Consider the following 19,847-nt stretch of genomic DNA (forward strand, 5'->3'; position numbering starts at 1 on the left):
ACAGGGGTGGTCTGAGACTCAGACCACCCCTGTCGCGACCGTGAACCACGTCTGGAACGCTTGATTTTGGTTGCTTCTTCGGGTTGTGGCGGGAACGCTGGTGCGGGAATGATGGTGAAGATTGGTGATCCGGGCGTGCAAGCGCAGAAATTCCTGCGCTCGTTTTCTCCTCTTGAAGCCCTGCTGGCTTCGCTCATGACGTCGTGTAGAGCGATGTTCTTGCAAGGTGACGTTGTTGCACCGGGCCGTGGACATCACCTGCTGGTGGTCGACGTCAGCCAAGCTCGGGATCTCCCGGATCAAGGCTCCGTCACTCCTGAGCTGGTCCGTATGAATGACCTCTGGGACGTCATACTCACCCAGGAGTCGGGTCAGGAAGGTCTTCGCAGCTTCCGTGTCCCGATGTCGCTGAAGGAGAATGCCCTGCACGAAACCGTGCTCGTCGACGGCCCGCCATAACCAATGCCGGACGCCGTCAACGCTCGTACAGACCTCATCCAGATGCCAGCGGGAACCCCGCCGGGGTTCCCGCTGGCGCAGGCCTTCTGCGAAGAGCGGGCCGAATTTGATCCACCATTCGCGCAGCGTCTCATGACTGACCCCGATGCCGCGCCCGTGCAGCAATTCTTGAACAGCTCTGTCGCTGAGCGGAAAGCGGTGGTAGAGCCAAACTGTGTGCTGGATGATCACCCTGAAACGGTGTCGGTCGGGCTTGGCATCGGTCACGGATGGTCACCCTACCCCAGTCCGGTTAAGGCAACACAACCTGCCAGAATCCTCCACAGCAACGCCGTCCATAAGGTGAAACGTCAAGCTTGGGACAAAGCGGTCAGCCAACCCTGGCTGCCGACTTCAATTGCCCAGATTGATCTTGAAGATCCGCTCATCGCTGTTGCTGGCGATGCTGTCCTTGTCACCTGTATTGGATGTGCTCATCCACAGGCCGCCGTCAAGCGTGGGTTCGACGGTGCGCAGGCGTCCGTAGGTATCCGAGAACAGTTGTTGCGTGTTGGTCAGACTGTCTCCGCTGATGACATGGCGGTACACGCGCTTGCCGCGCAGGCAAGCCACGTAAAGCACATCGCGGACAATCGCGATGCCGCTGCACGAGGCCTCAGCGGTAGGATAGGTATATTTTGGTGCGACAAAGCCTGCCGTCGCGCAGCCTTCGCCCCCTTGCGAGACGGTACCTTCGCAGGTGGGCCAGCCGTGGTTGCCACCTTTTTTGATCATGTTGGTCTCGTCCTGCGCGCTATTGCCGAACTCCTGCGCCCACAGGCGGCCCCTCGAATCGAAGGCCAAGCCCTGCGGGTTGCGGTGGCCATAGCTCCAGACATAGCTGTTGGCAAAGGGGTTATCCGAGGGAACGCTGCCATCCGGATTGAGCCGCAGTACCTTGCCGGCCAGGTTATTCAGGTCTTGCGCGAACTGAGCGTTCTGCGCGTCGCCTGTGGTGGCATAGAGCTTGCCGTCCGGCCCGTACCTCAAACGACCACCGTTGTGAAACTTATTGCGTCCAATGCCCTTGATCAGCACCTGTAGGCTGTTGGTGTCTAAACTGCCGTTCACGTACCTGATGCGAACGATCCGGTTGTCGCTTGCACTGGTGTGGTAGATGTAGAGCCACTGATCGGTGCCTGGGAAGTTGGGCGACACCGCTAGGCCAAGCAGGCCGCCTTCGCCATCAGTGAGATCGACGTTCGGCACCGTGCCGACGATGGTCTTGCTGCCATTGGTCGGATTGAGCCGCACAATATCTTTGGCGTCGCGGCGGCTGTAGAGGATGCTTCCGTCGGTCAGGCTGGCGATGCCCCAAGGCAGGTCTGTGTCCCTGGCCACCTCGACCATCAAGCACACCGCGCTGGTGCATGAGCTGCCGGTTGTTACGCTGGTGATTGTGCTGAGCGCCGACACGTTGTTTTGAGCGTCGCGCGCCGCCACAGCGTAGCGGTAGGTTGTATTGGCGGCCAGACCGCTGTCGGTAAACAGCAGGTTAGCCGTACTGCCGACTTTGTTGTTGTTGCGGTAGATATCGTAGGCCGCGACAGCCAAATTGTCGGTGGACGCAGTCCAACTCAACGCCACCGTGGTACCCGTGGCCACGCCTCTCAAGCCGGTCGGCACCGTGGGGGCCTGGTTGTCCAACACGCACGGCGGTACCGAGACTGGCAGCGTCAAGCTGGCCTGCGACACGTTGCCCGCAGCGTCGCGCGCATTGACGTATAGCCCCACCTGGCTGCCCTCCCTTAAGCCAAGCGTGGTGCTGAGCGTGGAGCCGCCGACCGTTTTCAGCAATTGTCCGTTGTTGTAGATGTCGTAGAAAGCGATGCCAACGTTGTCGGATGAAGCCGCCCACGACAAGGTCACGGCGTTGCAGCTCAAGCCGGACGCCTTCAACCCGCTCGGCGGCGCCGGTGCCTGCGTATCAGTGTTGACACCCTGAAGCGACCATTTCTGGTGGGCAATGCCTGAGGAGCAAGGCCACGTGTCGGTCCCGGTGCCCGGTGCTGTACCGCCGCCAAGGACGGTTAGGCACAGCCCCGATTGAACGCTCACGACCGTGCCGTCGGGTTTGAAGGACCACTGCTGATTGGCACCGCCATTGCAGGAGTAGGACTGCACGATCGCCTGCGGCTGAGTACTCGCGCCGCGCACATCCAGGCAGCGGCTACCGCCAAATGTGCGCAACTCGCGCGCCGCAGTGAATTCCCACTGCTGGCCCGGGCTGCTGTCGCAGGTCTGAATCTGAGTAGGGGTGCGCACCTGGGTGCTGCCGTTGGCAACCCCCAGGCACAAGTTGGTCGGGCCGCTGCGCAGGGTAGCCGCCAACGCCGCCGCCTGTATCTGCGCCGAGTTGCTTTGCGCGGCAGGGGTACTGCTGCTAGGATCGGCAGTGGAGTCGCTGCGTTCACCGCCGCACGAGGCCAATAGCGGTGCTAAGAATAGCAATGTTGCCAAATTTTTCAAGGCACCAGACTGACTCAACATGTTGCACTCTCCTTGTGTGGACAACAGGTGATTGCACCCGTCAGCGGCCTATGCGGCGCTGACGAATCAGGCGCTTTTACTCTACTTTTCCCGAGCCTTGCGTGATAGGGTTACCTGCTGAGGTTCTGTTGTGCTGGCCACAAACGTAAGAGTATCAGAGGTTCTGGCAAGTTGTCGGTGTGGGGTGAAGCCGTGCTGACCGACCAAAAGCTTCCAGAGTACCGATTCCCGCTTTTAGTCATTGGCCACGCCGTTTGGCTCTCCCATCGGTACACCTTAAGTTATCGGGACGGAGAAGAACTGCTCTTCGAGCGTGGCATCGAGGTTTCCCGCGAATCTATCCGCACCTGGTGCATCAATTTCAGGAGCGAGTTCGCCCAGAACTTGCGCCACCAGGGTTTCCGGTGGCATCTGGACAACATGCATGTCGTCGGTGGGGTCACTCACTGGCTCTGGTGGACCATTGACGAATACGGAGCTGCACTTGACGTGTTCCTCTAGCGGCACCGAGACACCTCGGCAGCGATGTCATTCTTCAAACGTCTGTTAACGGTTCTGGCAACTTATTGGTAGTCCGTTGACTCTTGAGAAGAATGCCCTTGTGGACGGCATTTAGGTAACGTAGAGAGAGAGGGGCTGCCCTTGCGCCACAGACCTGAGCAACGCGAGCAGGATCTTGGGTGGCTCAGCTGTGGTGAAGGCACGCCACGCTCGCCAGATCCAGACAAAGGGTTCCAAATAACAACGGACACGACGTAGAGCGGCACTCCAAGTCGGCGGCTGAACAGCCGCCGCTGAGGGTGGGTGATCGTCGTGCGGCCCTATCGTGGGATCTTCATCTATTAGCTGTGACGCTTCCCAATACAAGAAACAGAACGCGACGCAGACGAGGTTCCAGTGGCGTCGGAGGGCTAAGTCTGAGCGTGCCTGACAGTGTGTCCAGCCTCCATGCTGCTTGACCTCGCGGTAGGCCTGTTCAATTCGAGGCCGCCGGGCGTACAGCAAGGCAATCTCCAACAGCGTCGCTGGCGTCTTGGCGTGCCACACCATCGTGTCTTGGTCATCCGTACGTAGATTAGAAATCAGGTATTCCGTGCGCTCTTCCGGCAACTTCACCGGATCCGGCGTGACCACCATCAGCCGAAAGGTCTGGAGCGGCCCAAAGGGGCCGCCCTGAAGCTCGGCGACCCATTTGACCTCTTGATGTCCATCGGCATACGTGCGCAGGAGAGGCTGCCAGGCCTCTGGCGCTGCGTGCAGCGCCAGTTCCTCAACACTCCCCGGCTGGTCTGCGGTATGCCACCACGTATGGGATGCGGGCAGGGCCAGCACGAAGGGAATGAACTGACGGATCAAGTGGGTCTGGAAGACCTCGTTGCGCCCGTAGAAGCTATCCGCAACTACAGCCCGATACGGCCAATCGGCCCGGATCGCATCAATCAGGTCAATGGCAAGTTGGGGTTCGGTTTTAAATGCCGGATCATTGGTCTTGCGTTCAAAATGATGCGCTGGTATATACGGCACAAATTTGAGGGGGACATACGCATGTGGCGTGTCATACAGCACATGGACGGTCACGATGCCTGAGTCGACCTGACCCAAACTTCCCAAGTACTGCCGACCCACATGCGCGGTGTGCGTCCCGTATTTCCGGTCGCCTGTCTCGTCAATCACCAGCACCGCGCCGTCACACGGCGCGGTGCTGGTCAGCGTTCGCAGCAGGGCTAAGCGCATGTTATTCAACTCTTCCGGATCCCAGGTGCTCTCAGACAAAAACCACTGAACACGCTGGGCGTCTTTGTGTCGGCTGCCTGGTTGACCCGGTTCAGTATTCGCGAGTCCCGTCGCCGTTTTGTGACGTTCCGTTCCCAACAGTAGACCTTGCAGATACGTTCGAAACGTGGCTTGCTGTGTGGGACGCGTAAACGCCGCGTCGAACAACTGGCAATACTGCTCCAACGGTTCAGGAATGAGCTGCTGGGTGTCCATTCCCTAGCTTGCACCCGTTCCATGAGTCAACGGAGTACCATTATTGACTTCGGCTGAAGTTTACGATGGAAGGTAGCTGTGAAGCAGCTGTTTTGGCAGCCGGATATACCGGACGCGCTGCCAACCGACCCGAAGGCGTGCCTTCAATGCCTTCAAGGGGTTGTGTTGCCTTAACCGGACTGGGGTAGGGTGACCATCCGTGACCGATGCCAAGCCCGACCGACACCGTTTCAGGGTGATCATCATCCAGCATGCTGCTGTACCACCGCTTCCTGCTCAGCGACAGAGCTGTTCAAGAATTGCTGCACGGGCGCGGCATCAGGGTCAGCCATGAGACGCTGCGCGAATGGTGGATCAAATTCGGCCCGCTCTTCGCAGAAGGCCTGCGCCAGCGGGAACCCCGCCGGGGTTCCCGCTGGCATCTGGATGAGGTCTGTACGAGCGTTGACGGCGTCCGGCATTGGTTATGGCGGGCCGTCGACGAGCACGGTTTCGTGCAGGGCATTCTCCTTCAGCGACATCGGGACACGGAAGCTGCGAAGACCTTCCTGACCCGACTCCTGGGTGAGTATGACGTCCCAGAGGTCATTCATACGGACCAGCTCAGGAGTGACGGAGCCTTGATCCGGGAGATCCCGAGCTTGGCTGACGTCGACCACCAGCAGGTGATGTCCACGGCCCGGTGCAACAACGTCACCTTGCAAGAACATCGCTCTACACGACGTCATGAGCGAAGCCAGCAGGGCTTCAAGAGGAGAAAACGAGCGCAGGAATTTCTGCGCTTGCACGCCCGGATCACCAATCTTCACCATCATTCCCGCACCAGCGTTCTCGCCACAACCCGAAGAAGCAACCAAAATCAAGCGTTCCAGACGTGGTTCACGGTCGCGACAGGGGTGGTCTGAGTCTCAGACCACCCCTGTCATCAGTCTGCCGTGAGACCAGTTAAGGCAACACAACCCGTGAAAACCTTCCGGAAAGTAGCTGATCCAGCCGCCGACCGCGCCCTGCAGCGCACTCAGCCGCTCATCCCCTCCCGGTAGGCGCACCTGCTCTTTGCGCCCGTCTGGGTGAATGGCGAGGGCGATCAGCGCTAGGACTTCAACCTGATTTTTCCGGTACTCCAGGAAGTGTGCGGCGACACAACGCGCAAGGGATTGCAGGGCAACAGGAGACGCGCTCTGTTCTGCCGTGTAGGGCGCGGGTTTTCAAGCCCCCTAAAACTGTCTGTATGTCAAAAATAAGGTGAGGAGAGAGCGTCGCCCTCAAAGTGTCTGCGCTGAGCGCTTGTACCCGAATTGCGCGTTCTCTTTCTCAACGGCACGACACCACGGCTCTTCGCTTGATATCAGGCTGCCTCCGAGCCCCATCCAGAACAGACCTGCGCGGGTGGTGGTGAAACGCCAAAATCTGCTGGAGGACGCCATGATCATCCTTGGACTTGATCCCCACCCATCCACCCACACGGCCGTCGCTCTCGATTCGCGTGGTGTCGTTCTGGACAGCCTCAGCGTCCAGAACGACTTTGATGGTCTCCACCAGTTGTGGCTGTGGTCCGTGCAGTTCGAAGAGCACTGCTGGGCGATTGAAGGCGCAGGCAACCGGGATGTGGCTCCCCTGCTGGCCCTGCTCTTCGCCAGGAATCAGTTGGTGTATCACATTCATCCCAGCTTGACCAGTCAGTACCGTGCACGGCGGGGCAAGAAAAAGAACGACTTGGTTGATGCCGAGAACGTCGCTCGGGTGCTGCTGGCCAATCCAGAACTTCCGCCTTATCAGCTCAGCACGCAGCGCACCCGGTTGCAGGAATGGTCCCGCACGCGGGACAAGCTCGCTCAGTAGCGCAAGGCCAACCAGATGATGCTCGAAGCGCTCCCAGACACGACGACCGCCTCGCTCAGCACGGCCCTGCAGGCCGTGCTGACCTCGCTCGAAGCAGCGTTGAAAGAGCTGGAACACGTCATGGCAACCTTGGTCGCTCAGGTGGCCCCTACCCTCTTGACGTTGCAGGGGATCGGTGTCGTGCTGGCAGGCACTGTGCTCGCCGAAGTCGGTGACATCCAGCAGTTTGGGAATGTCAATCATTTCGCCAGTTATTGCGGTGCTGCCCCAGTTGAACGAGGCAGCGGGAAGAACACGCGTTGGTGCGTGAACGTCGGTGGCAACCGACAGCTCAACAGGGTGCTTCATCTGATGGCCTTGACGCGCCTGCGCTGTGACGAACGAACCAAAACATTCGTGGCCAAGAAGGAACAAGACGGAAAAACGAAACGAGCGGCACTTCGAGCATTTAAGACTCACCTAGCTCGCGAGTTATACCGAACATTGCAGGCCAGCCATGTTGGCGGCCCCATCCCAGCCCCCTCTGAGGATCTTTTTCCCCGCCGACTTGACATACCAGGTTCGGGTACTGAGCCCCTTAACCTAGCTGCCGGAAAAGAAGGTAGGATTCAGGCGAGCGCTAAGCTTGTGGAAGACCATGAGTTTGGGCGGTCAACAGTCAGGTGCAGTAAATCTTAGGATCAGCCCAATTTGCATGGTCATAGTCGATGCTGTCATCAGATGACTGCACGATCAGGGTTAACTCCTGACCACCGCTGATGTCGATTCCAATCGACGGGCTGAGATCATTCCCTGTCAGTGGGCTCGTTTGCAATCTGAGTTGGCCGTCGAGCAGGACTTTAAAGATAACGCTGCCCCTGCCTCCCACTTCGTCATCAATGCCTACGTCTGCCGTGAATTCCGTACATTGTGCGCCATCTGTGCCTTTGAGGTTGAAGCGCAGTTCGCTGCCCGCATGAACGCCGTATCCCTGAGCGTAGACCCGGCCATTTAGGCTGAGGGGCCGCCCATCGCCTGCCTGTTGCTCGCCATTGCTGCGGTTGCGTTCTATCGGCCCCCAACCATTGCGGGCGAAGGTGGCCGTCTCGTATTGCAAGGTATTGATCCCTGGGGTAAGCGATTGTGGGGCCAGCGCACCAGTCTGCGACCATGGATAACTTTGACCGTTGTCGTAGGACTCTAGCTCTTTGGGACTAGTGGGCTGACCGCAGCCCCACAACAGGAGTGGAACGCTTAGACCGATCAGCAGACGAGGCAGGGTATACGGCATAGCGGCTCCAAATCCAGCACAGTGAGGAATGAGGGAACGAACCAGCGGGAACGATTCAGGATAAAGTCTGGCAACCCCCAGTCCAGTTCAAAAGTGTGAATAAATACACATGTTTTTCTCATATGGGTTCCCTCTGATCCCCGTACAGTCACAACCCCACAATCTGTACGTCTATTGCTCGGAATTCATACGTTTCCCTCTCTATTGGGCAGCTTTACGAGTTTTTTCGATGTGATTGCCCTCAGTACCCGAACCTGGTATGTCAAGTCGACGGGGAAAAAGATCCTCAGAGGGGGCTGGGATGGGGCCGCCAACATGGCTGGCCTGCAAGGTTCGATACAACTCGCGAGCCAAGTGGGTCTTGAGTGCGCGAAGTGCCGCGCGTTTCGTTTTTCCCTCTTGTTCCTTCTTGGCCACGAATGTTTTCGTTCGTTCATCACAGCGCAGGCGCGTCAAGGCCATCAGATGGAGCACCCTGTTGAGCTGTCGGTTGCCACCGACGTTCACGCACCAGCGCGTATTCTTCCCACTCCCTCGCTCGACTGGCGCCGCGCCGCAATCACTTGCAAAGTGATGGACGGTCTCAAACCGCTTGATGTCACCCATTTCGGCCAGTACGGTACCGGCCATCACCACGCCGATCCCCTGCAAGGTTAACAGGGTGGGGGCGACCTGAGCGACCAGGATCGCCATGGCGTGTTCCAGCTCTTTCAATGCGGCTTCGAGAGAGGTCAGCACCGCCCTTCAGGCGGTGCTCAGCGAGGCAGCAGTGGTGTCAGGGAGCGCTTCGAGCATCATTTGATTCGCCTTGCGCTGCTGAGCGAGCTTGTCCCGCGTGCGGGACAACTCTTGCAAGCGGGTGCGCTGCGTACTGAGCTGGTAGCGCGGAAGTTCTGGATTGGCCAGCAGCACCCGAGCAACGTTCTCGGCATCGACCAGGTCGTTCTTCTTCCCCCGACGCGCTCGGTACTGGCTGGTCAGGCTGGGATGAATGTGATACACCAACTGATTCCTGGCGAAGAGCAGGGCCAGCAGGGGAGCCACATCCCGGTTGCCTGCGCCCTCAATCGCCCAACAATGCGGTTCAAAACGAGCAGACCAAGCACATAACTGGTGGAGACCGTCGGAGTCGTTCTTGACGCTGAGGCTGTCAAGCGTAACTCCACGCGAATCGAGAGCGACGGCGGTATGGGTCGTTGGGTGGGGATCAAGTCCAAGAATGATCATGAGGCCCTCCAGCAGATATCTGGCGCCGAACCACCACCCGCAAAGTTGAAGATCAGGGCTGCTTGGCGAAGAAGGCGAATGCTTTTTTCAGATATCCCGTTCCTGCCGTACAGTTTCCAGCTCCCGTTCCAGTTCTTTAGGACGAGCCTCCTGTGGTGAAAGGGCGGGATCCCCCGCCCAGTGAAAGCAGGGCGGCCAGCGGCGGTCTGGTGGTCCTGCTGTTGCTTCCACCGGACGACGTAGTGAGAGGGAACGCCAAGGTCGCGGGCAATCTGAGCGCAACTCTTTCCAGTCGTGCGAACCAGCCGGACCGCTTCGTTCTTGAGCTCAGCGGTGGATTTCTGCTTGGGTACGGACATACTGTCCTCCAGTGTGGATCACACTGAACTTACCCTTCACCAACCCCTACAAACATCAGACGCGGCCAGCAGAGAAAAACCGATCAGGGTACGCTTCATGGTGCTCCTTAAAACGCGGAATTAGGGGCGGAATGCCGGGAGCGAACAGGGCAAATGTGCCGGTGGAAGTGGGTGTGGGTGGTGTCAGTCTGCCGAGGAGTGGACAAGCGGAGGCGCAACCTGTTCGGCGTGCTGGCGTTTCTTGCGCCATACGGAGTCGTAGCCCATATCGTCCAGCTGCCCTTCTTTCTCCACGTCCAAGGCGCTGCGCTCGCCCCGATTGGCAGCGGCCAGCACCCGCATATCGGCTTTGGGCGTGCGGTCTTCGTAGAGCAGGCCGTTTTTTTCCTGAAAGGTGTCGGTCAGTTGGGTGTAGCAAAAGCCCACCAGTCCGGTGCATTCGTGAACGGCAGCCAGCAGGCCCGTGTACTCGTTCAGAAAACTCTGTGCGTCGGTTTTGCGGTTGTACCCCCAGCCGAGGTCGTCGTCCTCCCGCGTAAAGGCGATGCCGCCAAACTCGGTCAGCATGGCCGGAGCCTTGATCCGGGTGTCGTCCAGCGCGATCAGGCGCTTGTGCGGCCGCACCTGATTCAGGCTGGCCTGCAGGGCTTCGGGCGTTCCGTACCGGTTCAGCAGTTTCTGAGGCACGTGCGAGTAATCGTGAATATTCAGAATGTCCGTGACCACGTATTCCCAGCCGTCGTTGCCGATGACCGGGCGGGTCGGATCCAGCGCTTTGGTCAGGTGGTACAGCGCCCGCACGAGGTCGCGCTGGGCCGGTACGAGGGGCAAGTCGGGCACGCCCCACGATTCGTTGAACGGAACCCAGGCCACGATGCAGGGGTGAGAGCGGTCTCGCTCGATGGCTTCCACCCATTCCTGCGTCAGGCGGCGGGAGGCCTCAGCAGTAAAAATGTAGGCGCTGGGCAGTTCTTCCCAGACCAGCAGGCCCAGTACGTCGCACCAGTACAGGTAGCGCGGGTCTTCTATTTTCTGATGCTTGCGTGCGCCGTTGAACCCCAGCAGCCGCGTCAGTTCCACGTCGCGGCGCAGTTGCTCGTCGGTGGCGCTCATCAGGCCTTCGGGCCAGTAGCCCTGATCCAGCACCATCTTCAGGGGGTAAGGCCGCCCGTTCAGCAGGAAGTGTTGGGCGTCCACCGCCACCGAGCGCATCGCCGTATAGCTCTGCACACGGTCTACCACTTCGCCGTTCTGCACGACTTCCAGCGTGGCCCCGATCAACTGAGGATGTTCCGGCGTCCACAGCAGGAAGCGGCGTGCGGCATCAATACCGAAATCCCGCAGCGTCAGCGTGCGCGACACGTCGGCGTGTAGCACTTCGTAGTCGTCGTTGGCGATGACTTTCCCGTCTACTTCCAGGCGTACCCGTAGCCGCGTCTCGGCCGTGATCGGCCCCTGAATACGGGCTTGCAGCGCCACTTCCCAGCGTTCGACGTTGCTCGTCCAGACCAGCGAAGACACCGACGTCTGGGGCCGGAATTCCAGCCAGACGGTCTGCCAGATACCGCTGGTGCGCGGATACCAGATCTCGTGCGGTTCGGCTTCCCAGTCCTGCTTGCCGCGCGGCTTGGCGAGGTCTTGGGGGTCGTCGATGGCCCGCACCACGATCTCGGCGGGTTGGCCGGGCACCCATACGCCCGTCAGATCGGCGCTGAACGGCGTGTGCCCGCCCTCGTGCGTGGCGACCAATTGCCCGTTGACCCACACCGCCGCCTGATAATCCACCGCGCCAAAGTGCAGCCACAGGCGCTGGCTGGCCGCGTCTACACCCGCCGGAAGCTCAGGCGTGACGTTCAGGCGGTACCAGAGGGTGTGGTGAAAGCTGGGATCATGAATGCCGCTGGCGGAGCTTTCAGGAGGGAAGGGCACCTGAATGGTCTGGTCGAAAGTGACTTGCTGGGGCGTCTGCCACTGCCCGCCGTCGTCGAATGCAAATTGCCAGACCCCATTCAGGCTGTGCCAGTGGGCACGTTCGAGCATGGGCCGAGGATGAAACGATGGGTGCATAGACCTCCAGAACCCAGGACAGGGTGAAAGGCTGGACGGCCAGAATGTTAGCACATTCTGAAAGTCCCGAAATTTGCGAAAGCCAATTTGGACTTCTGAAGCGTACTCTTCCCTCTGGTATAAGTCAATTGAACCGGATGTAAATAACGCGCATGATCCAGATGACGCTCCTCTAGACCCGCCAGCACGCTATATTTCTGTTATGCTCTTTGGGTCAAACTGTCTAGAGAAATGGATGTAAACGAAGGAGTGGTATGGCTGTCTCTGGAAAACGTGTGTTGGAGGTGGAGTCCGAATCGGCCACAAGGCTGTTCCGGGTACTGAGTTCAGAAACGCGGGTGATGATCCTGAGCCTGCTCTCCCATAACGTGATGAACGTGGCCGAACTGACGGCGGCGCTGGATTTGCCGCATTCCACGGTCAGCCTGAATATCAAGCAGTTGGTAGAGGCTGGGCTGCTGCAAGTAGAGTATGTGCCGGGATCGCACGGCACGCAGAAGCTGGTGTCCAAACGCTACGATGAGGTGCTGGTTCGCCTGCCGGGAGTGGCGGTAGAGGCCGCCGCCGCCGAAGATATGGTGGAAATCCGGATGCCCATCGGCAACTACCGCCATCTGGAAGCGGTGGCGACCTGCGGTATTGCCTCTGATACGCGCTATATCGGCATGATTGACGACCCGCGCAGCTTTTTTGAGCCGGATCACGTGTTTGCTCAGATTCTGTGGTTCAAAAGAGGTTTCGTAGAATACGCCTTCCCCAATAATGTGCCGTTCGGAAGCCGCCTCACCCGCGTGGAATTTTCTGCCGAGCTGTGTTCGGAAGCGCCCAACTACGACCTCGACTGGCCTTCGGACATCACGCTCTGGATCAACGACGTGGAAGTCGGCACCTTTACCAGCCCCGCCGATTTTGGCGGCGTGCCCGCCCGCTTTATGCCGCCCTGGTGGGACGTAGACCAGACCACGCACGGGCAACTGAAAAAATGGACGGTCAGCTCGGAAGGCAGCTTTATAGATGGGCAGCCGCTTTCGGGCGTGGTGGTGAGACAGATCGAGGTACCGGGCCGCACCCACCTGACGGTTCGGCTAGGCGTGAAACCGGACGCACAGAACTTGGGCGGCATGAACCTGTTTGGGCGCAAATTCGGCAACCACCCGCAAGACCTGCTGATGCGCCTGCATTACGCCTTCCCCGACGGCGAACGTGCAGCCCTACTGCGGTAAGCGCCTTCGCCGCCCCAACTGAAGACCACCCCACTATCCCCACCCCCACCCAAGCGCCACACTCGCCCCAGATGACTGCCCCGCCCCGTTTCGATTTCCGCCCGCCCCCTGCGCCGCCTTCCGGGGAAGCAGTGGCACTCAGTAAACGCACCGCCGACCTGCTGCATACCCTGCGCCTGGTGTGGCAGGCCAGCCCGCGCCACAGCACCATTTTTGCGCTGACCACCTTACTCAGCAGTGTGCTGCCTGCCGCCAACCTGTATATCGGCAAACTGCTGCTCGATGAAGTCGCGCAGGCTTCAGGCGGCGGCGTGACCTTTCAAGCCCTGCTGACGCTGCTGGCGGTGCAGGTGGGCCTGGTGGTGCTCGGCAGCCTGCTGTCTACCGTGCAAAACGCCTCTCAGCAACTCCTGGGCGACAGCCTGCAACATGCGGTGAGCCGTCAGATTCTGGACAAAGCGGCGGGCCTGAGCGTGGAAGCCTTCGAGAACGCCGAGACCTACGACAAGTTGCAGCAGGCGTACCGTGAAGTTGGCTCGCGCCCGCTGGGGGTAGCGACCCAGTTGGTGGGCCTCGCTGGAGCCGCCGTGACGCTGGCGTCGGTGGGGGCGCTGCTGGCGAGTCTGGGGCTGTGGGTGCTCCCGCTGGTGCTGCTGGCGAGCCTACCCGGCGTGATTATCAGTAACCGATTCGGCGTGGCGGGTTATCAGATGCTGCGCCGCCAGACCCACGACGCCCGCGTGCAAAATTACCTCGGCAGCCTGCTGACCTCCGATACCCTGGTCAAAGAAGTGAGGCTGTTCGGCTTCGAACCCTACTTGCTCAGGCGCTGGCGTGAGTACTATCTGGGCTTCCGTGTGCAACTGGAAACGTTAGTACGCCGCCGTTCCGCGTGGGGATTTGCCGCCTCGCTGGGGTCGGCCCTGCTGATCGGGCTGGCGAGTGCGCTGGTGCTGCGCCGCGCCGCTGCCGGGCAAATCACGGTGGGCGATTTCAGCATTTTCGTGCTGGGCATCGCGCAGGTGCAGTCCACGGTGGCGGGCCTGCTGAACGGCGTCAGCGGCATCTATCAGAACCTGCTGTACATGCGTAACCTCTTCGATTTTCTGGAACTTCCAGACCGTGATCTCTCGGCGGGCGAGGTCTGGCAGGGCGACATCGACACCATCGAGTTTCAGGAGGTGGGCTTCCGCTACCCACTCACCGACCGCGACGTGCTGCGCGGCGTGAACTTTACCGTGCGGCGCGGCGAGGCGCTGGCCTTGGTGGGCGAAAACGGGGCAGGGAAGACCACGCTGGTCAAGCTGCTCACGCGCCTGTTCGAGCCGTCCGGGGGCCGCATTCTCCTCAACGGCCAGGACGCCGCCCGCTTTTCGCCGCGCAGCGTGCAGCAGCAGATGAGCATTATTTTTCAGGATTTTGGGCAGTACCAGATGAGTGCCCGCGAAAACGTGGCGATTGCCGAAGTGAGCCGCCTGGGGGACGCCGCCGGGGTTGAACGGGCGGTGGAGCAGGCGGGGGCGGGCTACGTCGACACGCTGCCGCAAGGGCTGGACACGCCGCTGGGACGGCTGTTCCAGGGCGGGCGGCAACTGTCGGGCGGGCAGTGGCAACGGCTGGCACTGGCACGGCTGTATTTCCGGGCCGCGTCCGTGCTGGTCTTCGATGAACCCACCGCCGCCTTAGATGCCCGCGCTGAATTTGAAACCATCGAGGCGCTGCGGGCCGAGGCTGGAGACCGCATCACCCTGCTGATTTCCCACCGCTTTTCCACCGTGCGTCTGGCCGATAAAATCATCGTGCTGGAAGGAGGCGTGATCGTCGAATCAGGCAGCCACGAGGAATTATTGGCGCTGGGCGGCAAGTACGCGGCGCTGTATGACCTTCAGGCGCGGGGCTACGCGGCCAGCGAGCCGGAACCCGTGCCGAGCGTCTGAGGCTTTACCTTCCCAGGCTCACCCGTAAGCCGCGAATTTCGTAGCCCTTCACCACCTCGTTGACCTTGACGGTGGGCGGCGCAACGATCCGGAGATCTTTCCAGATCAGCAGGCGGCGCAGGAACACGTCGCTTTCCTTGATCGCCAGAAACGCGCCGGGGCAGCGGTGGTGGCCGTCGCCAAAGGCCAGGCCCTGCGCCTGCACGCCGCGTGGCAGGGTGCGGCCTGGACACAGCGTTTCCGGCGCGTCTCCGATCACGCCCGCGTCGAGGTTGGCGGTCTGCACGTTCAGGGCCAGCAGGCTGCCTCTGGGTACGGCCTGTTCACCCACCATCAGGTCGGTTTCGGCGCGGCGGTAGAGGGTGCTGACCACCGGTTCCAGCCGCAGGATTTCGTGCAAAATGGCGTGCCGTTCCTTCTCGGTGCCGTGAACATAGTCGGCCCGCAAGACCTCATCTTGCAGCAGGTGCCACGCCGCTACGCTGATAAATTCGCGGGTCGTGACCATGCCCGCCGTGCCGTAGGTCAGGCATTCGGTCAGAATATCGAGGTCGTTGTAATCGCGGTCAAGTAGGTGACTGATCAGGTCGTCCTGGCGCTCTTTGCGACGGGCCCGAATTGCGGGCTTGACGTCCAGCAAGAAAAACAGGGCCATGTTGGCCTGCTGTTTCAGCCCCTGGATGCGGCCCCGCTCCTGCGCTTTGCCCGGTTCGCTGTCGCCGCCGCCCTCCACAAAGGCCATGACGCGGCGCTCCAGGCCGGGCGCGCGGCTGCTGGTCAGGCCCACCACGCGGGCAGCCACCTGCACGGCCAATTTCAGACTCAGGTCGTCCAGATTCAGCTCGCCAGCACGGGCCAGTTCTGCCATCAGGGCGTCGGCCTGCCGCGCGATCATCGGCTGGTACTCGGCCACCTGCGTGGGCGTAAAGTAGCGGGCCGTATCGCGGCGCATCGCGTGATGCTCCTCGCCCTCGGCAAACAGCACGGGCTGGTTCTTAAGAAGCCCGGTGTCCCTGACCGTTTCGGCCATGAAGCCAGCCTGCCGCACGCCCTCCGCCCGCAATACTTCCCGCGCCGCCAGGAAGCCCTGCACGCGGTATACGCCACCTTCGTCTATTTGAATCTCGGCTGCTGGGGCAGGGGCTTTGTTGGTCAACGCAGGCGACGAGCCTTGATGAAACGGGCAACCGCCGCCCGAATTCGGGCCGTTTAAATCGGTGTGGGTCATAGAGGCTCCTCTGAAAAACCGCTGTTTGGGCCGGAGCCAGAGCGGTCAGCGTCCCCAGAGTAGTGGGGCCGATCATGGTGGGGATGAACGTTTGCTCAGGAAAGGTCTGCTCAGGGCGGCCAAGGGGGTATCTTGAGCCGGATGAGCCGGAGCATTGATCTGAACGCCGACGCAGGCGAATCGTTTGGCGCGTGGCAACTGGGCGACGACGAGGCGCTGTTTCCCTTCCTCAGCAGCGTCAATATCGCCTGCGGCTTTCATGCCGGAGACCCGCTGACCATGCAGGCGGCGATTGCGCGGGCGGGGCGCTATGGCCTCGGCATAGGCGCACATCCGGGGTATCCCGACCTGCCGGGTTTCGGGCGGCGTGTGCTGGAGGCCACTCCAGATCAGGTGTACGCGGACGTGCTGTACCAGATTTCAGCGTTGGGCGGCATGTGCCGGGCAGCAGGCGTACCGCTCCGCCACGTCAAAGCTCACGGCGCACTCTCGACCCGCGCCTGGACACATGCCCCCACAGCAGCGGCGATTGCTCAGGCCACCCGTGACACCGACCCCACGCTGCCGCTGCTGGTGCTGCCCGCCACTCTGCTGGAAACCGAAGCCCGCGTCCTGGGCCTGCCCGTAGTACTGGAAACCTTTCCCGAACGCGCCTACCTGCAAGACGGCCGCCTCGCGCCGCGCGCTCTGCCGGGTTCCAGCATTCATGACCCGCAGGAGGCCGCCCGCCGCGCCGTGATGATGGTCAGGGAAGGCCGAATAGAGGCGCTGGACGGCGGATTTTTTGAGTTTAGGGCCGACAGCCTGTGCATTCACGGCGACAACCCGGCAGCCGTGCAGATTGCTAGAGCCGTCCGGACTGCACTGGAAGAAGAAGGCATTGCGGTGCGGGCCTTTGCCGTGCCGGAAGCGCAGGCATGAGCCGCAGTTCGCTGGGAGGCTGAGGGTGATGCAGCGGCTAGAAGGCCTGTATGTTCAATTCTGTACCGAGCTGGACAGACAGCAAAATATCCGCCTGCATGCCCTGCACCGCCGCTTGCAGGGAGATTTGCTGAACGGCGTCACCGACCTGTATCCGGGGTACGTGAACTTGTACATCGAGTTTGACGCTGCCGTACTTCACCGCGGTAGGGTGCGCGGCTGGGTCACCGAACACCTGAGGGCCGTGCCGGAGCAGGAGCTTGCTGCCGGTGCAGCAGGCCGCCGCATAGACATTCCCGTGCGCTACGACGGCGAGGATCTGGAAGACGTGGCCGCCCAAACCGGGCTGAGTCCTGCTGAAGTCGTGCGTCAGCATTCGGCTCAGGCCTATCACGTGTACGCGGTGGGGTTTACGCCCGGCTTTCCGTTTCTGGGCGAGTTGCCGCCCAGGTTGCGCCTGCCCCGCCGCAGTACGCCGCGTGCCGCCGTGCCGTTTAATGCGGTAGCCATCGCTGCTGCCCAGAGCTGCGTGTACGTGCTGCCTTCGCCGGGCGGCTGGCACCTGCTGGGCACGGCCCTGACCACCATCTATGACCCCAACCGCCCGCAGCCGTTCCTGATCTCACCAGGCGATTCGGTGCGCTTTGTGGCTGCTCCGGGCGACACTCCGCCGTTGCCCAGCGTGCGTCCGCTGTGGCCTGCCGCTCCCCAATTTCCCGCCCTGCACGTGATCAAACCCGGTTTGCTGGACATGCTGGTCGACGCGGGGCGGTTCCGGCAGGCGCACTACGGCCTGGCCCGCAGCGGCCCACTCGATCAGCACTCGGCTGACCTTGCCAACCGCTTGGCTGGAAACTCGCCTGGTACGCCGCTGCTGGAACTGACGTTGCTTGGCCCTAAACTCACCGCCCTGCAAGACGTGACACTGGCGGTGGCTGGCCTCGGCATGATCCCGCAAATCGGTGGGCAAGCGGTGGCAGCCCAGACCCCTTTTCTGTTGCGGGCGGGTCAAATGCTGGATTTTAAGCCCACCGATCAGGGCGCTCGCAGTTACCTCGCGGTGGCGGGCGGGCTAGAAACTCAGCCGTTTCTGGGCAGCAGCAGCGTAGACCGTACCGGGCGAATCGGGCGGCCCCTGCAAGCGGGCGACGTGTTGGGCTTGGGCAGCTTGGGGCGTCCCCTGACGGATCTGACCGACGCCGTGTTTGCACCACTTCCCCCCCTGCTTGCTGAAGTCACGCTGCGCTTGTTGCCTGGCCCTCAGGCCAGTTTTGAGGCGCTGGTCGCCCTCGCCAGCGCCCCCTTCCGGGTGGCGAGCGGCGACCGCATGGGCATTCGGCTGTCGGGGCCAGACGTGCCGGGTGGGCAAGTCATCAGTGAGGCGACCCCGCAAGGCGCGGTACAGGTCACACCTGCTGGACAGCCTATTTTGTTGCTGGCCGACCGGGGGCGGATCGGGGGCTACCATAAACCCGCTGTCATTCATCCGGATGACCTGCCATTGGCGGCCCAGTTGCGGCCCAACCAATTGGTACATCTGCGCCCCTATGTGTCTGGCCCTCCCGACACTTGGGCGCGGCACTGGTTCATGCCCGCCTGACTGGTTTTTTATCTGGGAATAACAAAGAGATAAACAGGAATGATGTACGACTGTCGCTCCCCTTCATTCGCTTTTTGTTTATTCCTCTGCTGCACTCAGGGCTTTCACCAAGGCGCGAGCATCGTCAAAGGCCCGGTCGTCAATAAACCCGGCTTGAATAGGCGTCAGGTGCTGCCCATTGGCATGAAGGCCGGCCAAGCGCAACGTCGCCGGTGGTACCAATTCTGTATTCGCATCCTTGCTGGCCTGCCACAAGGCCTGTCTAAACGCTTGATCGTTGGCATAGGGAAAGACTTTTCCGGCGGCGTAGAGCGGCCCACCCTGAGGCTCAGCCAAGCGGTCGAGGGCTTGCCGGACGAGCTCGGGCAGGGGAGAGGCGGTTCGGCGGCGCAGCAGTTGATTGCGGGGAAAATCGACGTGTTCCCACTGGAGTGCTATCAGTTCACCTGTGGTAAACGCCAGATGGTGAATCAACATCAGTGCTCCGTGTAGCGCAGGATCAGGCTGAGTCTGCAGGTGCAGGCGGTGCAAGGTGTCCGGATGCGGTAACCGCTTGGTCGGTACAACGGTGGGCCGTGGAAGCCCTAACAGCGGTTGTTGCTGAATTAAACCTTCTTCCTGCAGTAGGCGGTACAGCCGGGTCAGCAGCGTGGCGCGCGCATGTACTGTATTGGGCTGGGCCTGTTTCTCTGGCGTGCGGGTGCGCCTGAGTGGTTCCTGCAACCAGGTATGAAAATCGGCGGGGGGGTGCAGCAAATCAAGTTTGTCTTTCTGGGCCTGTTCAAAGACGAACTTGAGATGTGCCCGTAGCACATGCTTTGGCTGACTCGGAGAAAGATCAGGCAGAAGGGCGATCAGGTGATCCAGATCGTATTTCCGCAGCGCGAGCGTCAATTTTTGGGCATGTTCGTCGGCTGGATGCATAGGAACACTGTAACTTATGCAGGAGTAATTGTTCTAATACTCAAGAAAAGGGCAAGGGTAGCCTCAGCCCAAGCCCAAGCACCGCTTCTGCTGGTTTCGGTTGCCAGTCTCAGCTGTTGGGCTGTGTACCGGAGCAGACCTGTAGGACTGGTAAATAGAGTGCGTAGGGAAGAAAATGGGTTACGCGGTCTGGAAGTTCAGTGACGTTACGAGACGAGGGCAACTGGCGTATTTGGATTCCTCTAATGTTATTCCATGATAAATCGAACAGA

Annotated in this window: 17 protein-coding genes and 1 pseudogene; 8 read left to right on the forward strand and 10 right to left on the reverse strand. The window is 60.7% G+C overall.

Going from position 1 to position 19,847, the window contains the following annotated elements; translation table 11 throughout:
- Positions 1 to 18 precede the first annotated feature (18 nt).
- A complete protein-coding gene (locus M1R55_RS25220) occupies positions 19 to 726 on the reverse strand; it encodes an IS6 family transposase (RefSeq protein WP_249396052.1) in 708 nt (235 codons plus the stop codon).
- A gap of 126 nt (positions 727 to 852) precedes the next feature.
- The gene (locus M1R55_RS25225; RefSeq protein ID WP_249396053.1) at positions 853 to 2,988 is read right to left on the reverse strand and encodes a PQQ-dependent sugar dehydrogenase; all 2,136 of its coding nucleotides are present in this window, start codon (positions 2,986 to 2,988) and stop codon (positions 853 to 855) included.
- A 192-nt stretch (positions 2,989 to 3,180) separates the two neighbouring features.
- Between M1R55_RS25225 and M1R55_RS32450 the strand changes: the two genes are divergently transcribed.
- Positions 3,181 to 3,489 (forward strand): hypothetical protein, encoded by a 309-nt coding sequence (locus M1R55_RS32450; protein ID WP_371827318.1) that lies wholly within the window; start codon positions 3,181 to 3,183, stop codon positions 3,487 to 3,489.
- Positions 3,490 to 3,600: 111 nt separating this feature from the next.
- On the opposite strand, the gene M1R55_RS25235 is transcribed toward M1R55_RS32450, so the two are convergent.
- Positions 3,601 to 4,977, reverse strand: coding sequence for an IS701 family transposase (locus M1R55_RS25235; protein ID WP_249396054.1), 1,377 nt, complete (start codon positions 4,975 to 4,977; stop codon positions 3,601 to 3,603).
- 199 nt (positions 4,978 to 5,176) lie between these two features.
- On the opposite strand from M1R55_RS25235, the pseudogene M1R55_RS25240 reads away from it, so the two are divergent.
- The 3 genes and pseudogenes from M1R55_RS25240 to M1R55_RS25250 all read left to right on the forward strand — a co-directional run bounded on the left by M1R55_RS25240 (position 5,177) and on the right by M1R55_RS25250 (position 7,497).
- Positions 5,177 to 5,882 (forward strand): annotated as a pseudogene (locus M1R55_RS25240) (IS6 family transposase).
- 520 nt (positions 5,883 to 6,402) lie between these two features.
- Positions 6,403 to 6,819, forward strand: coding sequence for an IS110 family transposase (locus M1R55_RS25245; RefSeq protein ID WP_249396055.1), 417 nt, complete (start codon positions 6,403 to 6,405; stop codon positions 6,817 to 6,819).
- Positions 6,820 to 6,834: 15 nt separating this feature from the next.
- A complete protein-coding gene (locus tag M1R55_RS25250) occupies positions 6,835 to 7,497 on the forward strand; it encodes a transposase (RefSeq protein WP_249396056.1) in 663 nt (220 codons plus the stop codon).
- Here M1R55_RS25250 and M1R55_RS25255 read toward each other — a convergent pair.
- The 5 genes from M1R55_RS25255 to M1R55_RS25270 form a co-directional block, all read right to left on the reverse strand.
- The gene (locus M1R55_RS25255) at positions 7,478 to 8,089 is read right to left on the reverse strand and encodes an NPCBM/NEW2 domain-containing protein (protein ID WP_249396057.1); all 612 of its coding nucleotides are present in this window, start codon (positions 8,087 to 8,089) and stop codon (positions 7,478 to 7,480) included. The two genes, M1R55_RS25250 and M1R55_RS25255, sit on opposite strands and share 20 nt — an antisense overlap.
- Positions 8,090 to 8,290: 201 nt before the next feature.
- A complete protein-coding gene (locus tag M1R55_RS25260; RefSeq protein ID WP_249396058.1) occupies positions 8,291 to 8,827 on the reverse strand; it encodes a transposase in 537 nt (178 codons plus the stop codon).
- A gap of 6 nt (positions 8,828 to 8,833) precedes the next feature.
- Complete coding sequence (locus tag M1R55_RS25265; protein ID WP_249396059.1) at positions 8,834 to 9,316, reverse strand: IS110 family transposase; 483 nt, start codon at positions 9,314 to 9,316, stop codon at positions 8,834 to 8,836.
- The gene (locus M1R55_RS32455) at positions 9,313 to 9,675 is read right to left on the reverse strand and encodes a transposase (RefSeq protein ID WP_371827319.1); all 363 of its coding nucleotides are present in this window, start codon (positions 9,673 to 9,675) and stop codon (positions 9,313 to 9,315) included. Before M1R55_RS32455 ends, M1R55_RS25265 begins: the two co-directional genes overlap by 4 nt.
- 183 nt (positions 9,676 to 9,858) lie before the next feature.
- Positions 9,859 to 11,715, reverse strand: coding sequence for a glycoside hydrolase family 2 protein (locus tag M1R55_RS25270; protein WP_249396060.1), 1,857 nt, complete (start codon positions 11,713 to 11,715; stop codon positions 9,859 to 9,861).
- Positions 11,716 to 11,996: 281 nt separating this feature from the next.
- Here M1R55_RS25270 and M1R55_RS25275 point away from each other — a divergent pair, with 281 nt between their 5' ends.
- Together M1R55_RS25275 and M1R55_RS25280 are read left to right on the forward strand one after the other, a co-directional pair.
- Positions 11,997 to 12,965, forward strand: coding sequence for a transcriptional regulator (locus M1R55_RS25275; protein WP_249396061.1), 969 nt, complete (start codon positions 11,997 to 11,999; stop codon positions 12,963 to 12,965).
- Between the two features lie 71 nt (positions 12,966 to 13,036).
- Positions 13,037 to 14,902 (forward strand): ABC transporter ATP-binding protein, encoded by a 1,866-nt coding sequence (locus tag M1R55_RS25280; protein ID WP_249396062.1) that lies wholly within the window; start codon positions 13,037 to 13,039, stop codon positions 14,900 to 14,902.
- Between the two features lie 4 nt (positions 14,903 to 14,906).
- On the opposite strand, the gene M1R55_RS25285 is transcribed toward M1R55_RS25280, so the two are convergent.
- Positions 14,907 to 16,130 carry a cytochrome P450 gene (locus M1R55_RS25285; RefSeq protein WP_249396063.1) on the reverse strand — a complete coding sequence of 408 codons (1,224 nt, stop codon included), beginning with the start codon at positions 16,128 to 16,130 and terminating at the stop codon, positions 14,907 to 14,909.
- 141 nt (positions 16,131 to 16,271) lie between these two features.
- On the opposite strand from M1R55_RS25285, the gene M1R55_RS25290 reads away from it, so the two are divergent.
- Positions 16,272 to 17,051: a LamB/YcsF family protein gene (locus M1R55_RS25290; RefSeq protein WP_249396064.1), complete on the forward strand. Its 780-nt coding sequence runs from the start codon at positions 16,272 to 16,274 to the stop codon at positions 17,049 to 17,051.
- Between the two features lie 28 nt (positions 17,052 to 17,079).
- A complete protein-coding gene (gene pxpB / locus M1R55_RS25295) occupies positions 17,080 to 18,651 on the forward strand; it encodes a 5-oxoprolinase subunit PxpB (RefSeq protein WP_249396065.1) in 1,572 nt (523 codons plus the stop codon).
- A gap of 78 nt (positions 18,652 to 18,729) precedes the next feature.
- Here the strand turns inward: pxpB and M1R55_RS25300 are convergent, their stop codons facing one another.
- Positions 18,730 to 19,575 carry a hypothetical protein gene (locus M1R55_RS25300; RefSeq protein WP_249396066.1) on the reverse strand — a complete coding sequence of 282 codons (846 nt, stop codon included), beginning with the start codon at positions 19,573 to 19,575 and terminating at the stop codon, positions 18,730 to 18,732.
- Positions 19,576 to 19,847 lie beyond the last annotated feature (272 nt).

Origin of the sequence: Deinococcus sp. QL22, from assembly GCF_023370075.1 — a bacterium.
Classification (GTDB): Bacteria; Deinococcota; Deinococci; order Deinococcales; family Deinococcaceae; genus Deinococcus.

Coding starts and splice junctions, on each gene's coding strand:
- M1R55_RS25290 (WP_249396064.1), top strand. CDS start 16,272: ATGAGCCGGAGCATTGATCTGAACGCCGACGCAGGCGAATCGTTTGGC.
- M1R55_RS25245 (WP_249396055.1), top strand. CDS start 6,403: ATGATCATCCTTGGACTTGATCCCCACCCATCCACCCACACGGCCGTC.
- M1R55_RS25300 (WP_249396066.1), bottom strand. CDS start 19,575: ATGCATCCAGCCGACGAACATGCCCAAAAATTGACGCTCGCGCTGCGG.
- M1R55_RS25270 (WP_249396060.1), bottom strand. CDS start 11,715: ATGCTCGAACGTGCCCACTGGCACAGCCTGAATGGGGTCTGGCAATTT.
- M1R55_RS25235 (WP_249396054.1), bottom strand. CDS start 4,977: ATGGACACCCAGCAGCTCATTCCTGAACCGTTGGAGCAGTATTGCCAG.
- M1R55_RS32455 (WP_371827319.1), bottom strand. CDS start 9,675: ATGTCCGTACCCAAGCAGAAATCCACCGCTGAGCTCAAGAACGAAGCG.
- M1R55_RS25255 (WP_249396057.1), bottom strand. CDS start 8,089: ATGCCGTATACCCTGCCTCGTCTGCTGATCGGTCTAAGCGTTCCACTC.
- M1R55_RS25285 (WP_249396063.1), bottom strand. CDS start 16,130: ATGACCCACACCGATTTAAACGGCCCGAATTCGGGCGGCGGTTGCCCG.
- M1R55_RS25265 (WP_249396059.1), bottom strand. CDS start 9,316: ATGATCATTCTTGGACTTGATCCCCACCCAACGACCCATACCGCCGTC.
- pxpB (WP_249396065.1), top strand. CDS start 17,080: ATGCAGCGGCTAGAAGGCCTGTATGTTCAATTCTGTACCGAGCTGGAC.
- M1R55_RS25275 (WP_249396061.1), top strand. CDS start 11,997: ATGGCTGTCTCTGGAAAACGTGTGTTGGAGGTGGAGTCCGAATCGGCC.
- M1R55_RS25250 (WP_249396056.1), top strand. CDS start 6,835: ATGATGCTCGAAGCGCTCCCAGACACGACGACCGCCTCGCTCAGCACG.
- M1R55_RS25280 (WP_249396062.1), top strand. CDS start 13,037: ATGACTGCCCCGCCCCGTTTCGATTTCCGCCCGCCCCCTGCGCCGCCT.
- M1R55_RS25225 (WP_249396053.1), bottom strand. CDS start 2,988: ATGTTGAGTCAGTCTGGTGCCTTGAAAAATTTGGCAACATTGCTATTC.